At 70.9% G+C, this 19,323-nt stretch carries 18 protein-coding genes and 1 pseudogene; 18 read left to right on the forward strand and 1 reads right to left on the reverse strand.

The genetic code is table 11. The annotated features are described in order from the left end of the window. Positions 1–71 precede the first annotated feature (71 nt). From B9S61_RS08470 to nusB, 4 genes are all read left to right on the forward strand, one after another. On the forward strand, positions 72–914 hold the full coding sequence (locus B9S61_RS08470) for a Pro-rich N-terminal domain-containing protein (protein WP_103541695.1): 843 nt from the start codon (positions 72–74) through the stop codon (positions 912–914). Positions 915–1,203: 289 nt separating this feature from the next. After that, complete coding sequence (locus B9S61_RS08475) at positions 1,204–2,310, forward strand: aminopeptidase P family protein (protein ID WP_103541696.1); 1,107 nt, start codon at positions 1,204–1,206, stop codon at positions 2,308–2,310. A 70-nt stretch (positions 2,311–2,380) separates the two neighbouring features. Next, positions 2,381–2,947: an elongation factor P gene (gene efp / locus B9S61_RS08480; RefSeq protein WP_103541697.1), complete on the forward strand. Its 567-nt coding sequence runs from the start codon at positions 2,381–2,383 to the stop codon at positions 2,945–2,947. A gap of 2 nt (positions 2,948–2,949) precedes the next feature. Further along, positions 2,950–3,378, forward strand: coding sequence for a transcription antitermination factor NusB (nusB, locus tag B9S61_RS08485; RefSeq protein WP_103541698.1), 429 nt, complete (start codon positions 2,950–2,952; stop codon positions 3,376–3,378). Positions 3,379–3,531: 153 nt separating this feature from the next. On the opposite strand, the gene bldD is transcribed toward nusB, so the two are convergent. After that, complete coding sequence (bldD, locus tag B9S61_RS08490) at positions 3,532–4,032, reverse strand: transcriptional regulator BldD (protein WP_103541699.1); 501 nt, start codon at positions 4,030–4,032, stop codon at positions 3,532–3,534. 264 nt (positions 4,033–4,296) lie between these two features. Between bldD and pyrR the strand changes: the two genes are divergently transcribed. The 14 genes and pseudogenes from pyrR to B9S61_RS08560 all read left to right on the forward strand — a co-directional run. After that, positions 4,297–4,872 carry a bifunctional pyr operon transcriptional regulator/uracil phosphoribosyltransferase PyrR gene (gene pyrR / locus B9S61_RS08495; protein WP_103541700.1) on the forward strand — a complete coding sequence of 192 codons (576 nt, stop codon included), beginning with the start codon at positions 4,297–4,299 and terminating at the stop codon, positions 4,870–4,872. A gap of 102 nt (positions 4,873–4,974) precedes the next feature. Further along, positions 4,975–5,955, forward strand: a complete 981-nt coding sequence (locus B9S61_RS08500; RefSeq protein WP_103541701.1) for an aspartate carbamoyltransferase catalytic subunit — start codon at positions 4,975–4,977, stop codon at positions 5,953–5,955. A gap of 5 nt (positions 5,956–5,960) precedes the next feature. Continuing rightward, positions 5,961–7,247 carry a dihydroorotase gene (locus tag B9S61_RS08505; RefSeq protein ID WP_103541702.1) on the forward strand — a complete coding sequence of 429 codons (1,287 nt, stop codon included), beginning with the start codon at positions 5,961–5,963 and terminating at the stop codon, positions 7,245–7,247. After that, positions 7,244–7,804, forward strand: a complete 561-nt coding sequence (locus tag B9S61_RS08510; RefSeq protein WP_103541703.1) for a hypothetical protein — start codon at positions 7,244–7,246, stop codon at positions 7,802–7,804. The genes B9S61_RS08505 and B9S61_RS08510 overlap by 4 nt, the downstream gene beginning before the upstream one ends. Next, positions 7,801–8,958 (forward strand): glutamine-hydrolyzing carbamoyl-phosphate synthase small subunit, encoded by a 1,158-nt coding sequence (gene carA / locus B9S61_RS08515; RefSeq protein ID WP_103541704.1) that lies wholly within the window; start codon positions 7,801–7,803, stop codon positions 8,956–8,958. The genes B9S61_RS08510 and carA overlap by 4 nt, the downstream gene beginning before the upstream one ends. Continuing rightward, positions 8,951–12,262 (forward strand): carbamoyl-phosphate synthase large subunit, encoded by a 3,312-nt coding sequence (gene carB, locus B9S61_RS08520; RefSeq protein ID WP_103541705.1) that lies wholly within the window; start codon positions 8,951–8,953, stop codon positions 12,260–12,262. The genes carA and carB overlap by 8 nt, the downstream gene beginning before the upstream one ends. 51 nt (positions 12,263–12,313) lie before the next feature. Next, the gene (locus B9S61_RS08525) at positions 12,314–13,420 is read left to right on the forward strand and encodes a quinone-dependent dihydroorotate dehydrogenase (RefSeq protein ID WP_103541706.1); all 1,107 of its coding nucleotides are present in this window, start codon (positions 12,314–12,316) and stop codon (positions 13,418–13,420) included. Continuing rightward, positions 13,417–14,262, forward strand: a complete 846-nt coding sequence (pyrF, locus tag B9S61_RS08530) for an orotidine-5'-phosphate decarboxylase (protein ID WP_181007294.1) — start codon at positions 13,417–13,419, stop codon at positions 14,260–14,262. Before B9S61_RS08525 ends, pyrF begins: the two co-directional genes overlap by 4 nt. A 257-nt stretch (positions 14,263–14,519) precedes the next feature. After that, positions 14,520–14,843 carry an integration host factor gene (locus tag B9S61_RS08535; RefSeq protein WP_003977346.1) on the forward strand — a complete coding sequence of 108 codons (324 nt, stop codon included), beginning with the start codon at positions 14,520–14,522 and terminating at the stop codon, positions 14,841–14,843. Positions 14,844–14,903: 60 nt separating this feature from the next. Continuing rightward, positions 14,904–15,497, forward strand: a complete 594-nt coding sequence (gmk, locus tag B9S61_RS08540) for a guanylate kinase (RefSeq protein WP_103541707.1) — start codon at positions 14,904–14,906, stop codon at positions 15,495–15,497. Between the two features lie 62 nt (positions 15,498–15,559). Continuing rightward, positions 15,560–15,832 (forward strand): DNA-directed RNA polymerase subunit omega, encoded by a 273-nt coding sequence (rpoZ, locus tag B9S61_RS08545; RefSeq protein WP_004933985.1) that lies wholly within the window; start codon positions 15,560–15,562, stop codon positions 15,830–15,832. A gap of 130 nt (positions 15,833–15,962) precedes the next feature. Continuing rightward, on the forward strand, positions 15,963–17,165 hold the full coding sequence (coaBC, locus tag B9S61_RS08550) for a bifunctional phosphopantothenoylcysteine decarboxylase/phosphopantothenate--cysteine ligase CoaBC (RefSeq protein WP_103541708.1): 1,203 nt from the start codon (positions 15,963–15,965) through the stop codon (positions 17,163–17,165). A gap of 236 nt (positions 17,166–17,401) precedes the next feature. Further along, positions 17,402–18,610 (forward strand): methionine adenosyltransferase, encoded by a 1,209-nt coding sequence (metK, locus tag B9S61_RS08555; protein WP_103541709.1) that lies wholly within the window; start codon positions 17,402–17,404, stop codon positions 18,608–18,610. A 309-nt stretch (positions 18,611–18,919) separates the two neighbouring features. Beyond that, positions 18,920–19,323, forward strand: a pseudogene (locus B9S61_RS08560) (primosome assembly protein PriA); the annotation flags it as partial.

A 19,323-nucleotide genomic window follows, 5' to 3' on the forward strand; every position in this document is an offset into this window, starting at 1 on the left:
GGTACCGTTCGGTAGCGCGGGGAACCCCGCGGTCAGCACCCCATCGCCTGTACGAGACGGAGTGGCACCGGATGCAGCACGCAGGGGGTTCTCCGCTGCCGCCGCCCCATCAGCCGGGGCACCGACCGGTCGTCGGCTGGTCACCGGCCGCACACCACCCGGGCCCGCACCCGGGGCCCGCCCCCGTGCCTCCTCCGGCACCGGGCTACCCCGCGCCTCCGCCCGCACCGTCCGCGGGTCCGCGGCATGCCTCGATGCCCCCGCCCCCGGACACCACCGGCCACGTGCCGCTGCCGCCCGGCGGCCCCGTCGCCATGCCGAGCCCGCCGCAGTCCCCCGCCGCGCACGATCCGGCCGGTGCGATCATCGCGGTGCTGCTCATAGGGCCCGCGGGCGCCGGCAAGACGAGTGTGGCCAAGTACTGGGCGGACCACCGCCGGGTCCCGACCGCCCACATCAGCCTGGACGACGTACGCGAGTGGGTCCGCTCCGGCTTCGCCGACCCGCAGTCCGGGTGGAACGACCACTCCGAGGCGCAGTACCGCCTGGCCCGCCGCACCTGTGGCTTCGCCGCGCGCAACTTCCTCGCCAACGGCATCTCCTGCATCCTCGACGACGCGGTCTTCCCCGACCGCCCGGTCGTCGGCCTCGGCGGCTGGAAGCGGCACGTGGGTCCCGGCCTGCTGCCGGTCGTCCTCCTCCCGGGCCTGGACATCGTCCTGGAACGCAACGCGGAGCGCAGCGGCAACCGGCGCCTGACCGACGAGGAGGTCGCCCGCATCCACGGCCGCATGGCGGGCTGGTACGGCTCGGGTCTGCCCATCATCGACAACTCCCAGCTGGGCATACCGGAGACGGCCCGCATCCTGGGCGACGTCCTGGCCCGCTCGATAGCCAGCCCGCCACAGTGGTGATCGCCGCGCTGCCGGTCTGACCGGGGCCGTACCGAACCGGAGTCCGTGCCACCCGGGGGACTTCACTCACCCGCGCTCGCGGGGTGCCTCCCTCACTCCCGGCTCTGCTCGAGCGGGAGATACCCGCACCGCCCACCCGTGCCTCCCCCGGGTGTACCTCCGGGGGAGGCACGGGAACCGCCCCCGGACGCCGGCACCCCCCGGCCAACGGCACCTCCGCCGGCGCCCCCGGCCCCCACTCGGCCCCGCTCGACCGGCGACATCCCCCCACCCCTCCTACGCTCGAAGAATGTCTGAGGTCTACGCGATCCGCCGGACGCGGCTACGGGAATGCTGCAACGCGGTCGGCAGCGCGGCGGCGCTGGTGTCCCGCCCCGCCAATGTGCGCTACCTCGCCGGCGCCGCCCCCGAGGGCGCCGTCCTCCTGCTCGGCAGGACCGAGGACGTCCTGGTGTGCGCGGGACCGCCCGACGACCGGTCCCCGCAGAGCCGCCCCGACGAGTCCCTCCGCCTGCACGTGACGAACAGCATCGGCGGCGACCCCGCCGCCACGGCCGCCGGCCTCGCCGTCGCCCAGGACGTCGACTCCCTCGCCGTCGAGGAGCACCACCTCACCGTGACCCGGCACCGCCGGATCCACTCGGTCGCCCCGGGACTGCGCCTCACCGGCATCGCCGGCGCCGTGGAACAGCTCCGCGTCGTCAAGGACGAGGAGGAGATCTCGTGTCTCCGCATCGGCGCGGAGATCACCGACCAGGCCCTGGGCGAACTCCTGGAGTCGATCCTCGTGGGCCGCACCGAACGCCACCTCGCCCTGGAACTGGAACGCCGCCTGGTCGACCACGGCGCCGACGGCCCCGCCTTCCCCACCTCCGTGGCCACCGGCCCGAACGCCGGCCGTCCGGGCCACCGCCCCACCGACCGCCGCGTCGAGGAGGGCGACTTCCTCTCGGTCTGCCTCGGCGCCACCTACCGCGGCTACCGCTGCGAGATCGGCCGTACGTTCGTCATCGGCACGGCACCCGCCGACTGGCAGATCGAGCTGTACGACCTGGTCTTCTCGGCCCAGCGGGCCGGCCGGGAGTCGCTGGTGCCGGGCGCCGCCTACCGCGACGTGGACCGCGCGGCACGCCATGTACTGGATTCCGCGGGGTACTCCGAGGCCCTCCCGGTGCTCACCGGCCACGGTGTGGGACTGGAAATCGACGAGGACCCTCAATTGACCCCTGCGGCCATGGGTAAACTGGACGCTTGTGTGCCGGTCACCGTCGAGCCGGGGGTCCATCTCCCCGGCCGGGGCGGGGTCCGGATCGATGACACGCTCGTCGTGCGCCCCGAGGCGGACGGCGGACCCGAGCTACTCACCATCACGACCAAGGAGCTGCTCGCGCTCTAGCCCCGTGCTGTGCGCCTGCCCCCGCCCCGGCCGTCGTCCACGTCAGTCCAGTCCAGGAGATTCCGCAACCGTGGCTTCCACGAACGACCTCAAGAACGGCATGGTGCTCAAGCTCGAAGGCGGCCAGCTCTGGTCCGTCGTCGAGTTCCAGCACGTCAAGCCCGGCAAGGGCCCGGCCTTCGTGCGCACCAAGCTGAAGAACGTGCTGTCCGGCAAGACCGTCGACAAGACCTTCAACGCCGGCGTCAAGGTCGAAACGGCCACCGTCGACAAGCGTGACATGCAGTTCTCGTACATGGACGGCGACTACTTCGTCTTCATGGACATGCAGACCTTCGACCAGCTGCACGTCGACCGCAAGACGGTCGCGGACGCGGCCAACTTCCTTATCGAGGGCTTCGAGGCCACCGTGGCGCAGCACGAGGGCGAGGTGCTCTTCGTCGAGCTGCCCGCGGCCGTCGAGCTGACCATCCAGGAGACCGAGCCGGGTGTGCAGGGCGACCGCTCCACCGGCGGCACCAAGCCGGCCATCCTGGAGACCGGTCACCAGATCCAGGTTCCCCTCTTCATCACCACCGGTGAGAAGATCAAGGTCGACACCCGCACCAGCGACTACCTCGGCCGGGTGAACAGCTAACCGTGGCTGCCCGCAACACGGCCCGCAAGCGCGCCTTCCAGATCCTCTTCGAGGGCGACCAGCGCGGCACGGAGGTCCTTACGGTCCTCGCCGACTGGATCCGGCACTCCCGGACCGACACCCGGCAGCCACCGGTGAGCGAGTACACGATGCAGCTGGTCGAGGGCTACGCGGAACACGCGGGGCGCATCGACGAGCTGATCGCCCAGTACTCGGTCGGCTGGACCCTCGACCGGATGCCGGTCGTGGACCGCAGCCTCCTGCGTCTCGGCGCGTACGAGCTGATCTGGGTGGACGAGACCCCCGACGCGGTGGTCCTCGACGAGATGGTGCAGTTGGCGAAGGAGTTCTCGACCGACGAGTCGCCCTCCTTCATCAACGGCCTGCTCGGCCGGCTCAAGGAGCTCAAGCCGTCTCTGCGCCGGGATTAGAAGCGCCCCGCAGAGCCGCGGGGAACCGCGCGCGCAGCCACCGACGGCCCGCGGCAGGAGACCGCCGCCCGCCCACGAAGACCGCCGGGGTGGCCGGAACCCATACGGTTCCGGCCACCCCGGCGGCACGTTTCTGCGCAATCCGCGCAGCGGTCAGTCGTCGTGCGAGGCCACCGCACGCCGCGCGTCCGCGTCCAGGACGCCCCAGCCGATCAGCTGCTCGGTGAGCACCGAGGGCGACTGGTCGTAGATGACGGCGAGGGTGCGCAGGTCGTCCTGGCGGATCGAGAGCACCTTGCCGTTGTAGTCGCCGCGCTGGGACTGGATCGTCGCCGCGTAGCGCTGCAGCGGGCCCGCCTTCTCGGCCGGCACCGTGGCCAGCCGCTCCAGGTCCAGGACCAGTTTCGGCGGCGGCTCGGCGGCGCCTCCCGGGGTCGTGCCCGGCAGCAGTTCCTGCACCGGCACGCCGTAGAAGTCCGCCAGCTCCGCGAGACGCTGCACGGTCACGGCGCGGTCGCCGCGCTCGTACGAACCGACCACGACCGCCTTCCAGCGGCCCTGGGACTTCTCCTCGACACCGTGGAGGGAAAGGCCCTGCTGGGTGCGGATCGCCCGGAGCTTGGCCCCGAGCTGTTTGGCGTATTCGCTGGACATATGGCTCCCCGGCACTGTGTCGACGCGGCTCTGGCTGGTTTCCATGCCGCGCGGCTGGTAACTCACTGTGAGGTTACGCAGCGTTACTCTCGTGCGTCAAGCCGAATGGTCCACACCGACTCTTCCGTGGTAGCGAAGATCGGCTACTCCATCGGAGTGATGGGGGGTGTCGCTCCGCGTGGATCCGGGCCTGATAGCCTGAGCGACGCGACCCGACGTCCTTTAACGTCCGTCCCGTGAGGCGGAGAAGGAGGTCCGTTTCATATGGACAAGCAGAATGCACAGCAGACGGGGTCCGAGGCCCGGCCCGTCCTCGAAGGCCCCGACATCGCGCGGGTGCTGACCCGCATCGCCCACGAGATCGTCGAACGCGCCAAGGGCGCCGACGACGTGGTGCTCCTCGGCATTCCGACCCGAGGCGTCTTCCTCGCCCGGCGGCTCGCCGCCAAGCTCGAGCAGATCACCGAGCGCAAGGTCCCGGTCGGCTCGCTCGACATCACGATGTACCGCGACGACCTGCGCATGCACCCTCCGCGCGCGCTGGCCCGCACCGAGATCCCCGGTGACGGCATCGACGGCCGGCTGGTCGTCCTCGTCGACGACGTGCTCTTCTCCGGCCGCACCATCCGCGCCGCCCTCGACGCGCTGAACGACATCGGGCGCCCCCGCGCGGTGCAGCTCGCCGTCCTCGTGGACCGCGGTCACCGCGAACTGCCCATCCGCGCCGACTACGTCGGCAAGAACCTCCCCACGTCGCTGCGGGAGACGGTCAAGGTCCTGCTCGCCGAGGAGGACGGTCGCGACACCGTACTGCTCGGCGCCAAGCGGACCGCCCAGTAGCACTTCGGGCGCACACCGACGGTGTGCGCCGGCTCGGCACGCCCGTGCGCGTACCCGTCTGCCCGATTTCGCCTCATTGAACTGCCTTACGGAGCCTGACAGATGCAGCGTCATCTCATCTCGGCCGCCGACCTCACCCGCGACGACGCCGTCCTGATCCTCGACACCGCCGAGGAGATGGCCCGGGTCGCCGACCGGCCGATCAAGAAACTGCCGACCCTGCGCGGACGCACGGTCGTGAACCTCTTCTTCGAGGACTCCACCCGCACCCGGATCTCCTTCGAGGCCGCCGAGAAGCGCCTGTCCGCGGACGTCATCAACTTCACCGCGAAGGGCTCCAGCGTCTCCAAGGGCGAGTCGCTGAAGGACACCGCCCAGACCCTGGAGGCCATGGGCGTCGACGCCGTCGTCATCCGGCACGGCGCCTCCGGGGCCCCGTACCGCCTGGCGACCTCGGGCTGGATCGACGCGCACGTCATCAACGCGGGCGACGGCACCCACCAGCACCCCACCCAGGCCCTCCTCGACGCCTTCACCATGCGGCGCCGGCTCGTCGGCCGGGACGCGGGGCTCGGACAGGACCTGTCCGGCCGGCGCATCACGATCGTCGGCGACGTCCTGCACAGCCGGGTCGCCCGCTCCAACGTCGACCTGCTGCACACCCTCGGCGCCGAGGTCACCCTCGTCGCCCCGCCGACCCTGCTGCCGGTCGGCGTCGGCAGCTGGCCCTGCGAGGTGTCGTACGACCTCGACTCCACGCTGACCAAGTCCGACGCGGTGATGATGCTGCGGGTGCAGCGCGAGCGGATGAACGCCGCGTTCTTCCCCACCGAGCGGGAGTACTCGCGCCGCTACGGCCTCGACGGCGAGCGCATGGCGAGGATGCCCGGGCACGCCATCGTGATGCACCCCGGTCCGATGGTCCGCGGCATGGAGATCACCGCCGACGTCGCGGACTCCGACCGCTGCACCGTGATCGAACAGGTCACCAACGGGGTCTCCATCCGGATGGCCGTCCTCTACCTGCTGCTGGGCGGCAACGAACCCGCCGTGACCCACGCCCGTACCACCGAGGAGAAGTAAGAACCATGAGCAAGATCCTGATCCGCGGTGCGAAGGTCCTCGGCGGCGAGCCGCGGGACGTCCTGATCGACGGCGGGACGATCACCCAGGTCGGCACCGGGCTGTCCGGCGAGGGCGCCGAGGTCGTCGAGGCCGCCGGCAGGGTTCTCCTGCCTGGCCTGGTCGATCTGCACACGCACCTCCGCGAGCCCGGCCGCGAGGACTCCGAGACGGTGCTGACCGGCACCCGCGCGGCGGCGAGCGGCGGTTACACCAACGTGTTCGCCATGGCCAACACCTTCCCGGTCGCCGACACCGCCGGCGTCGTCGAGCAGGTCTGGCGGCTCGGACAGGAGTCCGGCTACTGCGACGTCCAGCCCATCGGCGCCGTCACCGTCGGGCTGGAGGGGCGAAAGCTCGCCGAACTGGGCGCGATGCACGAGTCCGCGGCCGGTGTCACCGTCTTCTCCGACGACGGCAAGTGCGTCCACGACGCCGTGATCATGCGCCGCGCGCTCGAGTACGTGAAGGCGTTCGGGGGCGTCGTCGCCCAGCACGCCCAGGAGCCGCGGCTGACCGAGGGCGCCGAGATGAACGAAGGGGTCGTCTCCGCCCAGCTCGGCCTCGGCGGCTGGCCCGCCGTCGCCGAGGAGTCGGTCATCGCGCGGGACGTGCTGCTCGCCGAGCACGTCGGCTCCCGCGTCCACATCTGCCACCTGTCGACCGCCGGGTCCGTCGAGATCGTCCGCTGGGCCAAGTCCCGCGGCATCGACGTGACCGCCGAGGTCACCCCGCACCACCTCCTCCTCACCGACGAACTGGTGCGGACGTACAACCCGGTCTACAAGGTCAACCCGCCGCTGCGCACCGAGCGGGACGTCATGGCCCTGCGCGAGGCGCTCGCCGACGGCACGATCGACATCGTCGCCACCGACCACGCCCCGCACCCGCACGAGGACAAGGACTGCGAGTGGGCCGCCGCCGCCATGGGCATGGTCGGCCTGGAGACCGCACTGTCGGTGGTGCAGGAGACGATGGTCGACACGGGCCTGCTGGACTGGGCCGGCGTCGCCGACCGCATGTCCTTCGAGCCCGCGCGCATCGGCCGGGCGACGGGCCACGGCCGTCCCGTCTCGGCAGGTGAGCCCGCCAACCTCACCCTCGTCGACACGGCATACCGTGGCCTCGTGGACCCCGCGGGCTTCGCCTCGCGCAGCCGCAACACCCCGTACGAGGGCCGTGAGCTGCCGGGCCGTGTCACGCACACCTGGCTCCGGGGCAAGGCCACGCTCGTCGACGGGAAGCTCACGTGACACCTGTAATCCTGCTGGCCGCCGAGAAGGAATCGGCGGAAGTGACCGACTGGGCCGCCCGGATCGGCTGGGTCGTCGGACTCGCCCTCTTCGTCGCGCTCGTCCACTGGCTGATGCGCGAGGGCTGGCGGTGGCGAGGCACCCTCCAGGGCGACCTTCCTGAGCTGCACAGCGCGCCGGACGACCCGGGCCCGGCGAAACTGGAGCTGAGCGGCCGGTACCACGGCTCCACCACCGCCGGCCAGTGGCTCGACCGCATCGTGGCGCGCGGACTGGGCACCCGCAGCCGGGCCGAGCTGACGCTCACCGACGCGGGACTGGCCGTCGAACGCCCCGGAGCGGAGGACTTCTTCGTCCCGGCGGACGCGCTGCGCGGGGTCCGGCTGGACAAGGGCATCGCCGGCAAGGTCCTCACCGAGGGCGGTCTGCTGATCGTCACCTGGGCGCACGGCGAGCGGCTGATCGACTCCGGGTTCCGCTCCGACCACGCGGCCGAGCACAACGAGTGGGTCGAGACCCTCCACCACATGATCAACAAGACGGAAGGCGCACGATGACAACCTCCACCAGGGGAACCGGCAGGGTTCCCGCCGTACTCGTCCTGGAGGACGGCCGGATCTTCCGCGGCCGTGCCTACGGGGCAGTGGGGGAGACCTTCGGCGAAGCGGTGTTCTCCACCGGCATGACCGGCTACCAGGAGACCCTCACCGATCCGTCCTACCACCGCCAGGTCGTCGTGATGACCGCCCCGCACGTGGGGAACACCGGGGTCAACGACGAGGACATGGAGTCCCGGAGGATCTGGGTCTCCGGTTACGTCGTCCGCGACCCCGCGCGCGTGCCCTCCAACTGGCGCTCGACGCGCACGCTGGACGAGGAGCTGGCCGCCCAGGGCGTCGTCGGCATCTGCGGCATCGACACCCGCGCGCTCACCCGCCATCTGCGCGAGCGCGGCGCCATGCGCGTCGGCATCTTCTCCGGCGACGCGGTCGCCGACGAGGCCTCGATGCTCGCGGAGGTGCGGAAGGCCCCCGAGATGAGCGGCGCCGACCTCTCCGCCGAGGTCGCCACCACCGAGCCGTACGTCGTCCCGGCGGTCGGTGAGAAGAGGTTCACCGTCGCCGCCGTCGACCTCGGCATCAAGGGCATGACCCCGCACCGGATGGCCGAGCGCGGCATCGAGGTGCACGTCCTGCCCGCCACGGCGACCGTGGAGGACGTCTACGCCGTCGACCCGGACGGCGTCTTCTTCTCCAACGGCCCCGGCGACCCGTCCACCGCCGACCACGCGGTCTCCGTCATGCGGGCGGTCCTGGAACGCGGCACCCCGCTCTTCGGCATCTGCTTCGGCAACCAGATCCTGGGCCGCGCCCTCGGCTTCGGCACCTACAAGCTGAAGTACGGCCACCGGGGCATCAACCAGCCGGTGCAGGACCGTACGACCGGCAAGGTCGAGGTCACCGCGCACAACCACGGCTTCGCCGTCGACGCCCCGCTGGACAAGGTCTCCGACACCCCCTACGGCCGCGCCGAGGTCTCCCACGTCTGCCTCAACGACAACGTGGTGGAGGGCCTCCAGCTGCTCGACCGGCCGGCCTTCAGCGTCCAGTACCACCCGGAAGCGGCAGCGGGTCCGCACGACGCCGCCTACCTGTTCGACCGCTTCACGTCTTTGATGAGCACCGTTCCGATGGAGGGCCAGCGTGCCTAAGCGCACCGATATCCAGTCCGTCCTGGTCATCGGCTCCGGCCCGATCGTCATCGGCCAGGCCGCCGAGTTCGACTACTCCGGCACCCAGGCGTGCCGGGTCCTGCGCGCCGAGGGTCTGCGGGTGATCCTCGTGAACTCCAACCCGGCGACCATCATGACCGACCCGGAGATCGCCGACGCCACCTACGTCGAGCCGATCACCCCCGAGTTCGTCGAGAAGATCATCGCCAAGGAGCGGCCGGACACGCTGCTGCCCACCCTGGGCGGCCAGACCGCCCTGAACACGGCGATCTCCCTGCACGAGGCCGGCACGCTGGAGCGGTACGGCGTCGAGCTGATCGGCGCCAACGTCGAGGCCATCAACAAGGGCGAGGACCGCGAGCTGTTCAAGGACGTCGTCGAGGCCGTCCGCGCCAAGATCGGCCACGGCGAGTCCGCCCGCTCGGTGATCTGCCACTCCATGGACGACGTCCTCGCCGGGGTCGACACCCTCGGCGGCTACCCGGTCGTCGTCCGCCCGTCCTTCACGATGGGCGGTGCCGGCTCGGGCTTCGCCCACGACGAGGACGAACTGCGCCGCATCGCCGGCCAGGGCCTCACCCTCTCGCCGACCACCGAGGTGCTCCTGGAGGAGTCCATCCTCGGCTGGAAGGAGTACGAGCTGGAGCTGATGCGCGACAAGCACGACAACGTGGTGGTCGTCTGCTCCATCGAGAACTTCGACCCCATGGGCGTGCACACCGGCGACTCGATCACCGTCGCCCCGGCCATGACGCTCACCGACCGCGAGTACCAGATCCTGCGCGACATCGGCATCGCCGTCATCCGCGAGGTCGGCGTCGACACCGGCGGCTGCAACATCCAGTTCGCGGTGAACCCCGCGGACGGCCGGGTCATCGTCATCGAGATGAACCCGCGTGTGTCGCGCTCCTCGGCGCTCGCCTCCAAGGCGACCGGCTTCCCGATCGCCAAGATCGCCGCCAAGCTGGCCGTCGGCTACACCCTCGACGAGATCCCCAACGACATCACGCGGGAGACCCCGGCCTCCTTCGAGCCGACCCTCGACTACGTGGTCGTCAAGGCCCCGAGGTTCGCCTTCGAGAAGTTCCCCAGCGCCGACTCCACCCTCACCACCACCATGAAGTCGGTCGGCGAGGCCATGGCCATCGGCCGCAACTTCACCGAGGCCTTCCAGAAGGCGCTGCGCTCGCTGGAGAAGAAGGGCAGCCAGTTCACCTTCGTCGGCGAGCCCGGTGACAAGGCCGGACTGCTGCGCGAGGCGGTCCGCCCGACCGACGGCCGGATCAACGCGGTCATGGGAGCCATCCGCGCGGGCGCCACCGCCGGGGAGGTCTTCGACGCCACGAAGATCGACCTCTGGTTCGTCGACCAGCTCTTCCTCATCAAGGAGACCGCCGACGAGCTGGCGGCAGCGCCCGAGCTGACGCGCGAGCTGCTCGCCGAGGCCAAGCGGCACGGCTTCTCCGACCAGCAGATCGGCGAGATCCGCGGACTGCGCGAGGACGTCGTCCGCGAGGTGCGGCACGTGCTCGGCATCCGCCCGGTCTACAAGACCGTCGACACCTGCGCCGCCGAGTTCGCCGCGCGGACGCCGTACTTCTACTCCTCCTACGACGAGGAGACCGAGGTCGCGTCCCGCGAGAAGCCCGCGGTGATCATCCTGGGCTCCGGCCCGAACCGCATCGGCCAGGGCATCGAGTTCGACTACTCCTGCGTCCACGCCTCCTTCGCGCTGTCCGACGCCGGCTACGAGACCGTGATGGTCAACTGCAACCCGGAGACCGTCTCCACCGACTACGACACCTCCGACCGGCTCTACTTCGAGCCGCTCACCCTGGAGGACGTACTGGAGATCGTCCACGCCGAGCGGCAGGCCGGACCGGTCGCCGGCGTCGTCGTCCAGCTCGGCGGCCAGACCCCGCTCGGCCTGTCGCAGGCGCTGAAGGACAACGGCGTGCCGATCGTCGGCACCTCCCCGGAGGCCATCCACGCCGCCGAGGACCGCGGCGCCTTCGGCCAGGTCCTCAAGGAGGCCGGCCTGCCCGCCCCCAAGCACGGCACCGCCACCACCTTCTCCGAGGCCAAGGCCATCGCCGACGAGATCGGCTACCCGGTCCTCGTCCGCCCGTCCTACGTGCTCGGCGGCCGCGGCATGGAGATCGTCTACGACGAGACCCGGCTCGACTCCTACATCGCCGAGTCGACCGAGATCAGCCCCTCCCGGCCGGTGCTCGTCGACCGCTTCCTCGACGACGCCATAGAGATCGACGTCGACGCCCTCTACGACGGCGAGGAGCTCTACCTCGGCGGCGTCATGGAGCACATCGAGGAGGCCGGCATCCACTCCGGCGACTCGGCGTGCGCCCTGCCGCCGATCACGCTCGGCGGGTTCGACATCAAGCGGCTGCGCGCCTCCACGGAGGCCATCGCGCGCGGTGTCGGCGTACGCGGCCTGATCAACATCCAGTTCGCGCTCTCCGGCGACATCCTCTACGTCCTCGAGGCCAACCCCCGCGCCTCGCGCACCGTCCCCTTCACCTCCAAGGCGACCGCGGTGCCGCTGGCGAAGGCCGCCGCGCGGATCTCGCTGGGCGCCACCGTCGCCGGACTGCGCGCCGAGGGCCTGCTCCCGGCGAAGGGCGACGGCGGCGAACTGCCGCTGGACGCGCCGATCTCCGTCAAGGAGGCCGTGATGCCGTGGTCGCGCTTCCGCGACATCCACGGCCGCGGCGTCGACACGGTCCTCGGCCCGGAGATGCGCTCCACCGGCGAGGTCATGGGCATCGACTCCGTCTTCGGCACGGCGTACGCCAAGTCGCAGGCGGGCGCCTACGGACCGCTGCCGACCAAGGGACGGGCCTTCATCTCGGTCGCCAACCGGGACAAGCGTTCGATGATCTTCCCGGCGCGGGAGCTCGTGGCGCACGGCTTCGAACTGCTCGCCACCTCCGGCACCGCCGAGGTCCTCAAGCGCAACGGCATCAACGCCACCGTGGTGCGCAAGCAGTCCGAGGGCACCGGCCCGAACGGCGAGCGGACCATCGTCCAGCTCATCCACGACGGCGAGGTCGACCTCATCGTCAACACCCCGTACGGCACCGGCGGCCGCCTCGACGGCTACGACATCCGTACGGCCGCCGTGGCACGGTCCGTGCCCTGTCTGACGACGGTCCAGGCGCTCGCCGCCGCGGTCCAGGGCATCGACGCGCTCAACCGCGGGGACGTGGGCGTCCGCTCGCTCCAGGAACACGCGCAACATCTGACCGCGGCCCGCGACGACTAGCAGCCCCCAGGGGGACACCGGAGACGGTGTCCCCCTCTTCATGAGGACACCATGTACCAGATTCTCTTCTCTGTGCTCTTCCGGCGGATGGACCCCGAGCAGGCCCACCACCTGGCCTTCGCCTGGATCCGCCGTGTCGCGCGGGTCCCCGTGCTGCGCACCTTCGTCGCCGCCGTGCTCGCCCCGCGCCACAAGGAGCTGCGCACCGAGGCCCTCGGACTGCGCCTGCACAGCCCCTTCGGCCTCGCCGCCGGCTTCGACAAGAACGCGGTCGGCATCGACGGCATGGCGATGCTCGGCTTCGACCACGTCGAGATCGGCACCGTCACCGGGGAGCCGCAGCCCGGCAACCCGAAGAAGCGGCTGTTCCGCCTGGTCGCGGACCGGGCCCTGATCAACCGCATGGGCTTCAACAACGACGGCTCGCTCGCGGTGGCGGCCCGCCTGGCCTCCCGCACGCCCGTCTTCCGGACCGTGGTCGGCGTCAACATCGGCAAGACGAAGGCCGTACCCGAGGACGAGGCCGTCGCCGACTACGTGAAGTCGGCCGAGCGGCTGGCACCGTACGCCGACTACCTGGTCGTGAACGTCTCCTCCCCGAACACGCCCGGACTGCGCGACCTCCAGGCCGTGGACCGCCTGCGCCCGCTGCTCACCGCCGTACGGGAGGCTGCCGACCGCGGCGTCCCGGCCCGCCGGGTGCCGCTGCTGGTGAAGATCGCTCCCGACCTCGCCGACGAGGACGTCGACGCGGTCGCCGACCTCGCCGTGGAGCTCGGCCTGGACGGCATCATCGCCACCAACACCACCATCGCCCGCGCGGGACTCGGCCTGACGTCCGACCCCGCGGCCGTCGGGGAGACCGGCGGCCTGTCCGGCGCGCCCCTGAAGGCCCGGTCCCTGGAGGTGCTGCGCCGCCTCTACGCGCGCGTGGGCGACCGCATCACCCTGGTCGGGGTCGGCGGCATCGAGAACGCCGAGGACGCCTGGCAGCGCGTCCTGGCCGGTGCCACGCTGGTCCAGGGCTACAGCGCGCTCGTCTACCAGGGCCCCTTCTGGGGCCGTGCCCTGCACAGGGGGCTCGCCGCGCGGCTGCGCACCAGCCCCTACGCCACGCTCGCCGACGCGGTGGGCGCCGACGTGAGGACATCGGTATGACAGGTCTGGATCCCTTCGGCGCGCGGCTGCGCCGCGCGATGGACGAACGGGGCCCGCTGTGCGTGGGCATCGACCCGCACGCCTCCCTGCTCGCCGAGTGGGGCCTGAACGACGATGTGACGGGTCTGGAGTCGTTCAGCCGCACCGTCGTGGAGGCGGTCGCCGGCCGGGTCGCCGTGCTCAAGCCGCAGAGCGCCTTCTTCGAGCGCTTCGGTTCGCGCGGCATCGCCGTCCTGGAGAAGACGGTCCAGGAGGCGCGGGCGGCGGGCGCGCTGGTCGTCATGGACGCCAAGCGCGGCGACATCGGCTCCACCATGGCCGCCTACGCCGAGTCCTTCCTGCACAAGGACGCGCCCCTGTTCTCGGACGCGCTCACCGTCTCCCCGTACCTCGGTTACGGCTCGCTGAGCCCGGCCGTCGTGATGGCCCGGGAGACCGGTACCGGGCTGTTCGTGCTGGCGCTGACGTCCAATCCGGAGGGCGGGGAGGTGCAGCACGCGGTCCGCGCGGACGGGCGCACCGTCGGAGCGACCGTGCTCGGGCACCTGGCCCTGGAGAACGCGGGCGAGGAGCCGCTCGGGTCGTTCGGCGCGGTGGTCGGCGCGACGCTCGGCGATCTGTCCTCGTACGACCTCGACATGGGTGGCCCGATCCTCGCCCCCGGCATCGGCGCGCAGGGGGCCACGGCGGCCGATCTCCCGGCGGTGTTCGGGAGGGCGGTGCGCAATGTCGTGCCCAACGTCAGCCGGGGAGTGTTGCGCCACGGTCCCGACGTGGTCGCTCTGCGTGATGCCGCGGAGCGGTTCGCGGACGAGATCCGGACCGCCGTGACGGCGGCCTGAGACCGGCCGGCGAGGGAATCCGTGGTCGTCGCACTGTGAATACACCCACGAATCAGCAACCATTTGTCTCAAATGTCCGACCTGGCGGAGGCTGACCAGGACTTTTCCGCAGTTCTCGCTGACTCAGGCGAACTTGGCCGCTAGTCTCCGACGGAGAGTGAACGGACGACGCTGTCGCCCGTGACTCCGCAGGTGTGGGGCGTCCAGGTTCCTCACCGGTCCGTATCCGACAGTTCGACATCCGAGGTGACGTAGGCGTGGCTCTTCCGCCCCTTACCCCTGAACAGCGCGCAGCCGCGCTCGAAAAGGCCGCCGCGGCTCGCCGGGAGCGGGCCGAGGTCAAGAATCGACTCAAGCACTCCGGCGCCTCGCTTCACGAGGTCATCAAGCAGGGCCAGGAGAACGACGTCATCGGCAAGATGAAGGTCTCCGCCCTGCTCGAGTCCCTGCCCGGCGTCGGCAAGGTCCGCGCCAAGCAGATCATGGAGCGACTGGGCATCTCCGAGAGCCGCCGGGTACGCGGTCTCGGTTCCAACCAGATCGCCTCCCTGGAGCGCGAGTTCGGCAGCACCGGCTCCTGAGTGCCGGGCGGCCCGGGACCGGCGTCCCGGGCATCCCGGGATTGCTGGAATAATCGCCGCATGGCTGCAACACCCCGGGGGACGTCCCCCGTACCCCCGGACGTACGTCCGCGGCTGACCGTGCTCTCCGGCCCCTCCGGGGTCGGCAAGAGCACGGTCGTCGCCCATATGCGCAAGGAACACCCGGAGGTCTGGCTCTCCGTCTCGGCGACGACGCGGAAGCCCCGCCCCGGTGAGCAGCACGGAGTCCACTACTTCTTCGTCGGCGACGACGAGATGGACAAGCTGATCGCCAACGGCGAGCTGCTGGAGTGGGCCGAGTTCGCCGGCAACCGCTACGGCACGCCCCGCGCGGCGGTGCTGGAGCACCTGGAGTCGGGTGTGCCCGTGCTGCTGGAGATCGACCTCCAGGGCGCGCGGCAGGTCCGCGGGTCCATGGCCGAGGCCCAGCTGGTGTTCCTGGCTCCCCCCTCCTGGGAGGAGCTCGTGCGCAGGCTCACGGGCCGCGGCACCGAGTCGGCCGAGGTCATCGAGCGCCGGCTCGGCGCCGCGAAGACCGAACTGGCCGCCGAACCGGAGTTCGACACGACCCTGGTCAACACCTCCGTCCAGGACGTCGCCCGCGAGCTGCTAGCCTTGATGAAGGTCGTGTGATCGTGAGCAGTCGCTCACCGGTCAGGTCGGCTGAATCTTTCCCATCCATCGGAAGGTAGAGCGTGTCCTCTTCCATCTCCGCGCCCGAGGGCATCATCAACCCGCCGATCGACGAGCTCCTCGAGGCCACGGACTCGAAGTACAGCCTCGTGATCTACGCGGCCAAGCGGGCCCGCCAGATCAACGCGTACTACTCGCAGCTCGGCGAGGGCCTGCTCGAGTACGTCGGTCCCCTTGTCGACACCCACGTCCACGAGAAGCCGCTCTCGATCGCCCTGCGCGAGATCAACGCGGGACTGCTGACCTCCGAGGCCGTCGAAGGCCCCGGCCAGTAACACCGGTCACCGGTCAGTACGTCATATCAGCGGTTCGCAGCTGACTTTTCCACAGGCCCGGCAGCACGTCTGCCGGGCCTGTGGTGTCTCATGGGTGCTGGTCGCACATTTCCGAGGTCGGGGAGAGACGGTGGACAAGCCGAAGGTCGTTCTGGGGGTCAGTGGCGGCATCGCCGCGTACAAGGCCTGTGAGCTGCTCAGGCGGCTGACCGAGTCGGGGCACGAGGTGCGGGTCGTCCCCACCGCCTCCGCACTGCACTTCGTCGGCGCCGCCACCTGGTCCGCCCTCTCCGGGCACCCGGTCTCCACCGAGGTCTGGGACGACGTGCACGAGGTGCCGCACGTCCGCACCGGCCAGCACGCCGACCTGGTGGTCGTCGCCCCGGCCACCGCCGACATGCTGGCCAAGGCCGCCCACGGCCTGGCCGACGACCTGCTCACCAACACCCTCCTCACGGCCCGCTGCCCGGTCGTCTTCGCCCCCGCCATGCACACCGAGATGTGGGAGCACCCGGCCACCCGGGACAACGTGGCGACGCTTCGCGCCCGGGGCGCCGTCGTCATCGAACCGGCGGTGGGACGTCTCACCGGCGTCGACACGGGCAAGGGCCGGCTGCCCGATCCCGGCGAGATCTTCGAGGTCTGCCGCCGGGTGCTCGCCCGCGGTGTGACCGTGCCCGACCTCAGGGGCCGGCACGTCGTCATCAGCGCCGGAGGCACCCGCGAGCCCCTCGACCCCGTCCGCTTCCTCGGCAACCGTTCCTCCGGCAAACAGGGGTACGCCCTCGCCCGTACCGCCGCCGCCCGGGGCGCCCGCGTCACACTGATCGCGGCCAACTCCGCGCTGCCCGACCCGGCCGGAGTCGACCTCGTGTCCGTCGGGACCGCGGTGGAGCTGCGTGAGGCCGTCCTGCGCGCCGCCGCCGACGCGGACGCGGTGGTCATGGCCGCGGCCGTCGCCGACTTCCGGCCGGCGGCCTACGCCGCCGGGAAGATCAAGAAGAAGGACGGACAGGAGCCCGAGCCCGTCACCCTGGTGCGTAATCCGGACATCCTCGCCGAGATCTCCGGCGACCGGGTGCGGTCCGGACAGGTGATCGTGGGCTTCGCCGCCGAGACCGACGACGTGCTCGCCAACGGCCGCGCCAAGCTGAAGCGCAAGGGCTGCGACCTGCTGGTGGTGAACGAGGTGGGGGAGCACAAGACCTTCGGCCGGGACGAGAGCGAGGCCGTGGTGCTGGGGGCCGACGGTAGTGAGACCCCCGTCGCGTACGGCCCGAAGGAGACCCTGGCCGAAACCGTCTGGGACCTGGTGGCCGAACGCCTCGGATGAGTGAGCCATCCGCCCTCGGGCCCTGGCAAACCGTCCACCGGGGGCGTGGCACCTCTGGCGAAGCTCGCCCGGCCCGGAGAGAATGCCCGTGCCGCAGGTCACTGCACTCCCGGTAGGCGAGACAGGGGACCCGTGTCGGAGCGCGACCGATAAACTGTCCGACGGACGGCGCCCGGGTGCAGCCCCCGCCGTCCGCCAATGATCAGCCAGCAGCCGCTGCAACCACAGGGAGCATTGTGTCCCGTCGTCTGTTCACCTCGGAGTCCGTGACCGAGGGCCACCCCGACAAGATCGCTGACCAGATCAGCGACACCATCCTCGACGCACTGCTGCGCGAGGACCCGGCCTCCCGGGTCGCCGTCGAGACCCTGATCACCACCGGCCTGGTGCACGTGGCCGGTGAGGTCACCACCAAGACGTACGCGGACATCGCGACGCTGGTGCGCAACAAGATCCTGGAGATCGGCTACGACTCCTCGAAGAAGGGCTTCGACGGCGCCTCCTGCGGCGTCTCGGTGTCCATCGGCGCGCAGTCCCCGGACATCGCGCAGGGTGTCGACGCCGCCTACGAGGCCCGCGTCGAGGGCGACGACGACGAACTGGACCGGCAGGGCGCCGGCGACCAGGGCCTGATGTTCGGCTACGCGACGGACGAGACGCCGACGCTGATGCCGCTGCCGGTCTTCCTCGCCCACCGTCTGTCCAAGCGCCTGTCCGACGTGCGCAAGAACGGGACCATCCCCTACCTCCGCCCGGACGGCAAGACCCAGGTCACCATCGAGTACGACGGTGACAAGGCGGTCCGCCTGGACACCGTGGTCGTCTCCTCCCAGCACGCCTCCGACATCGACCTGGAGTCGCTGCTCGCCCCCGACATCCGCGAGTTCGTCGTGGAGCCGGAGCTCAAGGCGCTCCTGGACGAGGGCATCAAGCTCGACACCGAGAAGTACCGGCTGCTGGTGAACCCCACCGGCCGGTTCGAGATCGGCGGCCCGATGGGTGACGCGGGCCTGACCGGCCGCAAGATCATCATCGACACCTACGGCGGCATGGCCCGCCACGGCGGTGGCGCCTTCTCCGGCAAGGACCCCTCCAAGGTGGACCGTTCCGCGGCGTACGCGATGCGCTGGGTCGCCAAGAACGTGGTGGCGGCCGGACTGGCCTCCCGCTGCGAGGTGCAGGTGGCGTACGCGATCGGCAAGGCCGAGCCGGTCGGCCTGTTCGTCGAGACCTTCGGTACCGCCACGATCGACACCGAGAAGATCGAGAAGGCCATCGACGAGGTCTTCGACCTCCGCCCGGCCGCGATCATCCGCGATCTGGACCTGCTGCGCCCGATCTACGCCCAGACCGCCGCCTACGGTCACTTCGGACGTGAGCTGCCCGACTTCACCTGGGAGCGCACCGACCGCGTGGACGCCCTGCGCAAGGCGACGGGTCTGTAGGTCCCGCCTCGCGTCGAGGCCCGGCGATCCCTCCCGAGGGGCGGCCGGGCCTCCGTGCGTCCCGGGGGCCGTAATCCCCGTGCGCGCCCGCGCCCGTGAGTCCTGCGCTGCGGGTACAGCGGTGCCGTGGCCCGGTGCGAAGAGCACGGATCCTTCCGGGTGAATCCCTCGCAGGTTCGAATCCTGCTGCCGGTCCTGGACCGGTATGGCCGAGTGGACCAGGGCAGAAGCGCCTCCGGGCGTCCGTCCGTGCCCTGCCCGGTCTCGGGCCCGGCGCCGTTGTCCGTGTCGTTTGGTAAGAATGCAGGCGTGAGCAGCGAGAACGGACAGCGGGACGGCGGCGCGCGGGACGCGCCGCCCGAGCAGCTCGCGCTCATCCGGGACAGCGTGCGCAAGGCGAAGGTCCCCCGGGCCAAACCGCGCACCTGGCGGGGCGCAGCGCTCGCCAAGGACCTGCCCGTCGCCCGCGTCCTCGTCGACAAGGGCGTGCTCCATCTCGACCGGTACTTCGACTACGCCGTGCCCGAGGAACTGGACGCGGACGCGCAGCCGGGTGTGCGGGTGCGGGTGCGGTTCGGCGCCGGCCGGCACCGGGTGCGCGAGGGCCGGCGCGAGGGCGGCGGCCTGATCGACGGATTCCTCGTCGAGCGGCTCGCCGAATCCGACTACCCCGGCCCGCTGGCGGCGCTGGCCCAGGTCGTCTCGCCGGAGCC

Source organism: Streptomyces sp. SM1 (genome assembly GCF_002910825.1).
In the GTDB taxonomy this organism is placed as follows: Bacteria; Actinomycetota; Actinomycetes; order Streptomycetales; family Streptomycetaceae; genus Streptomyces; species Streptomyces okerensis.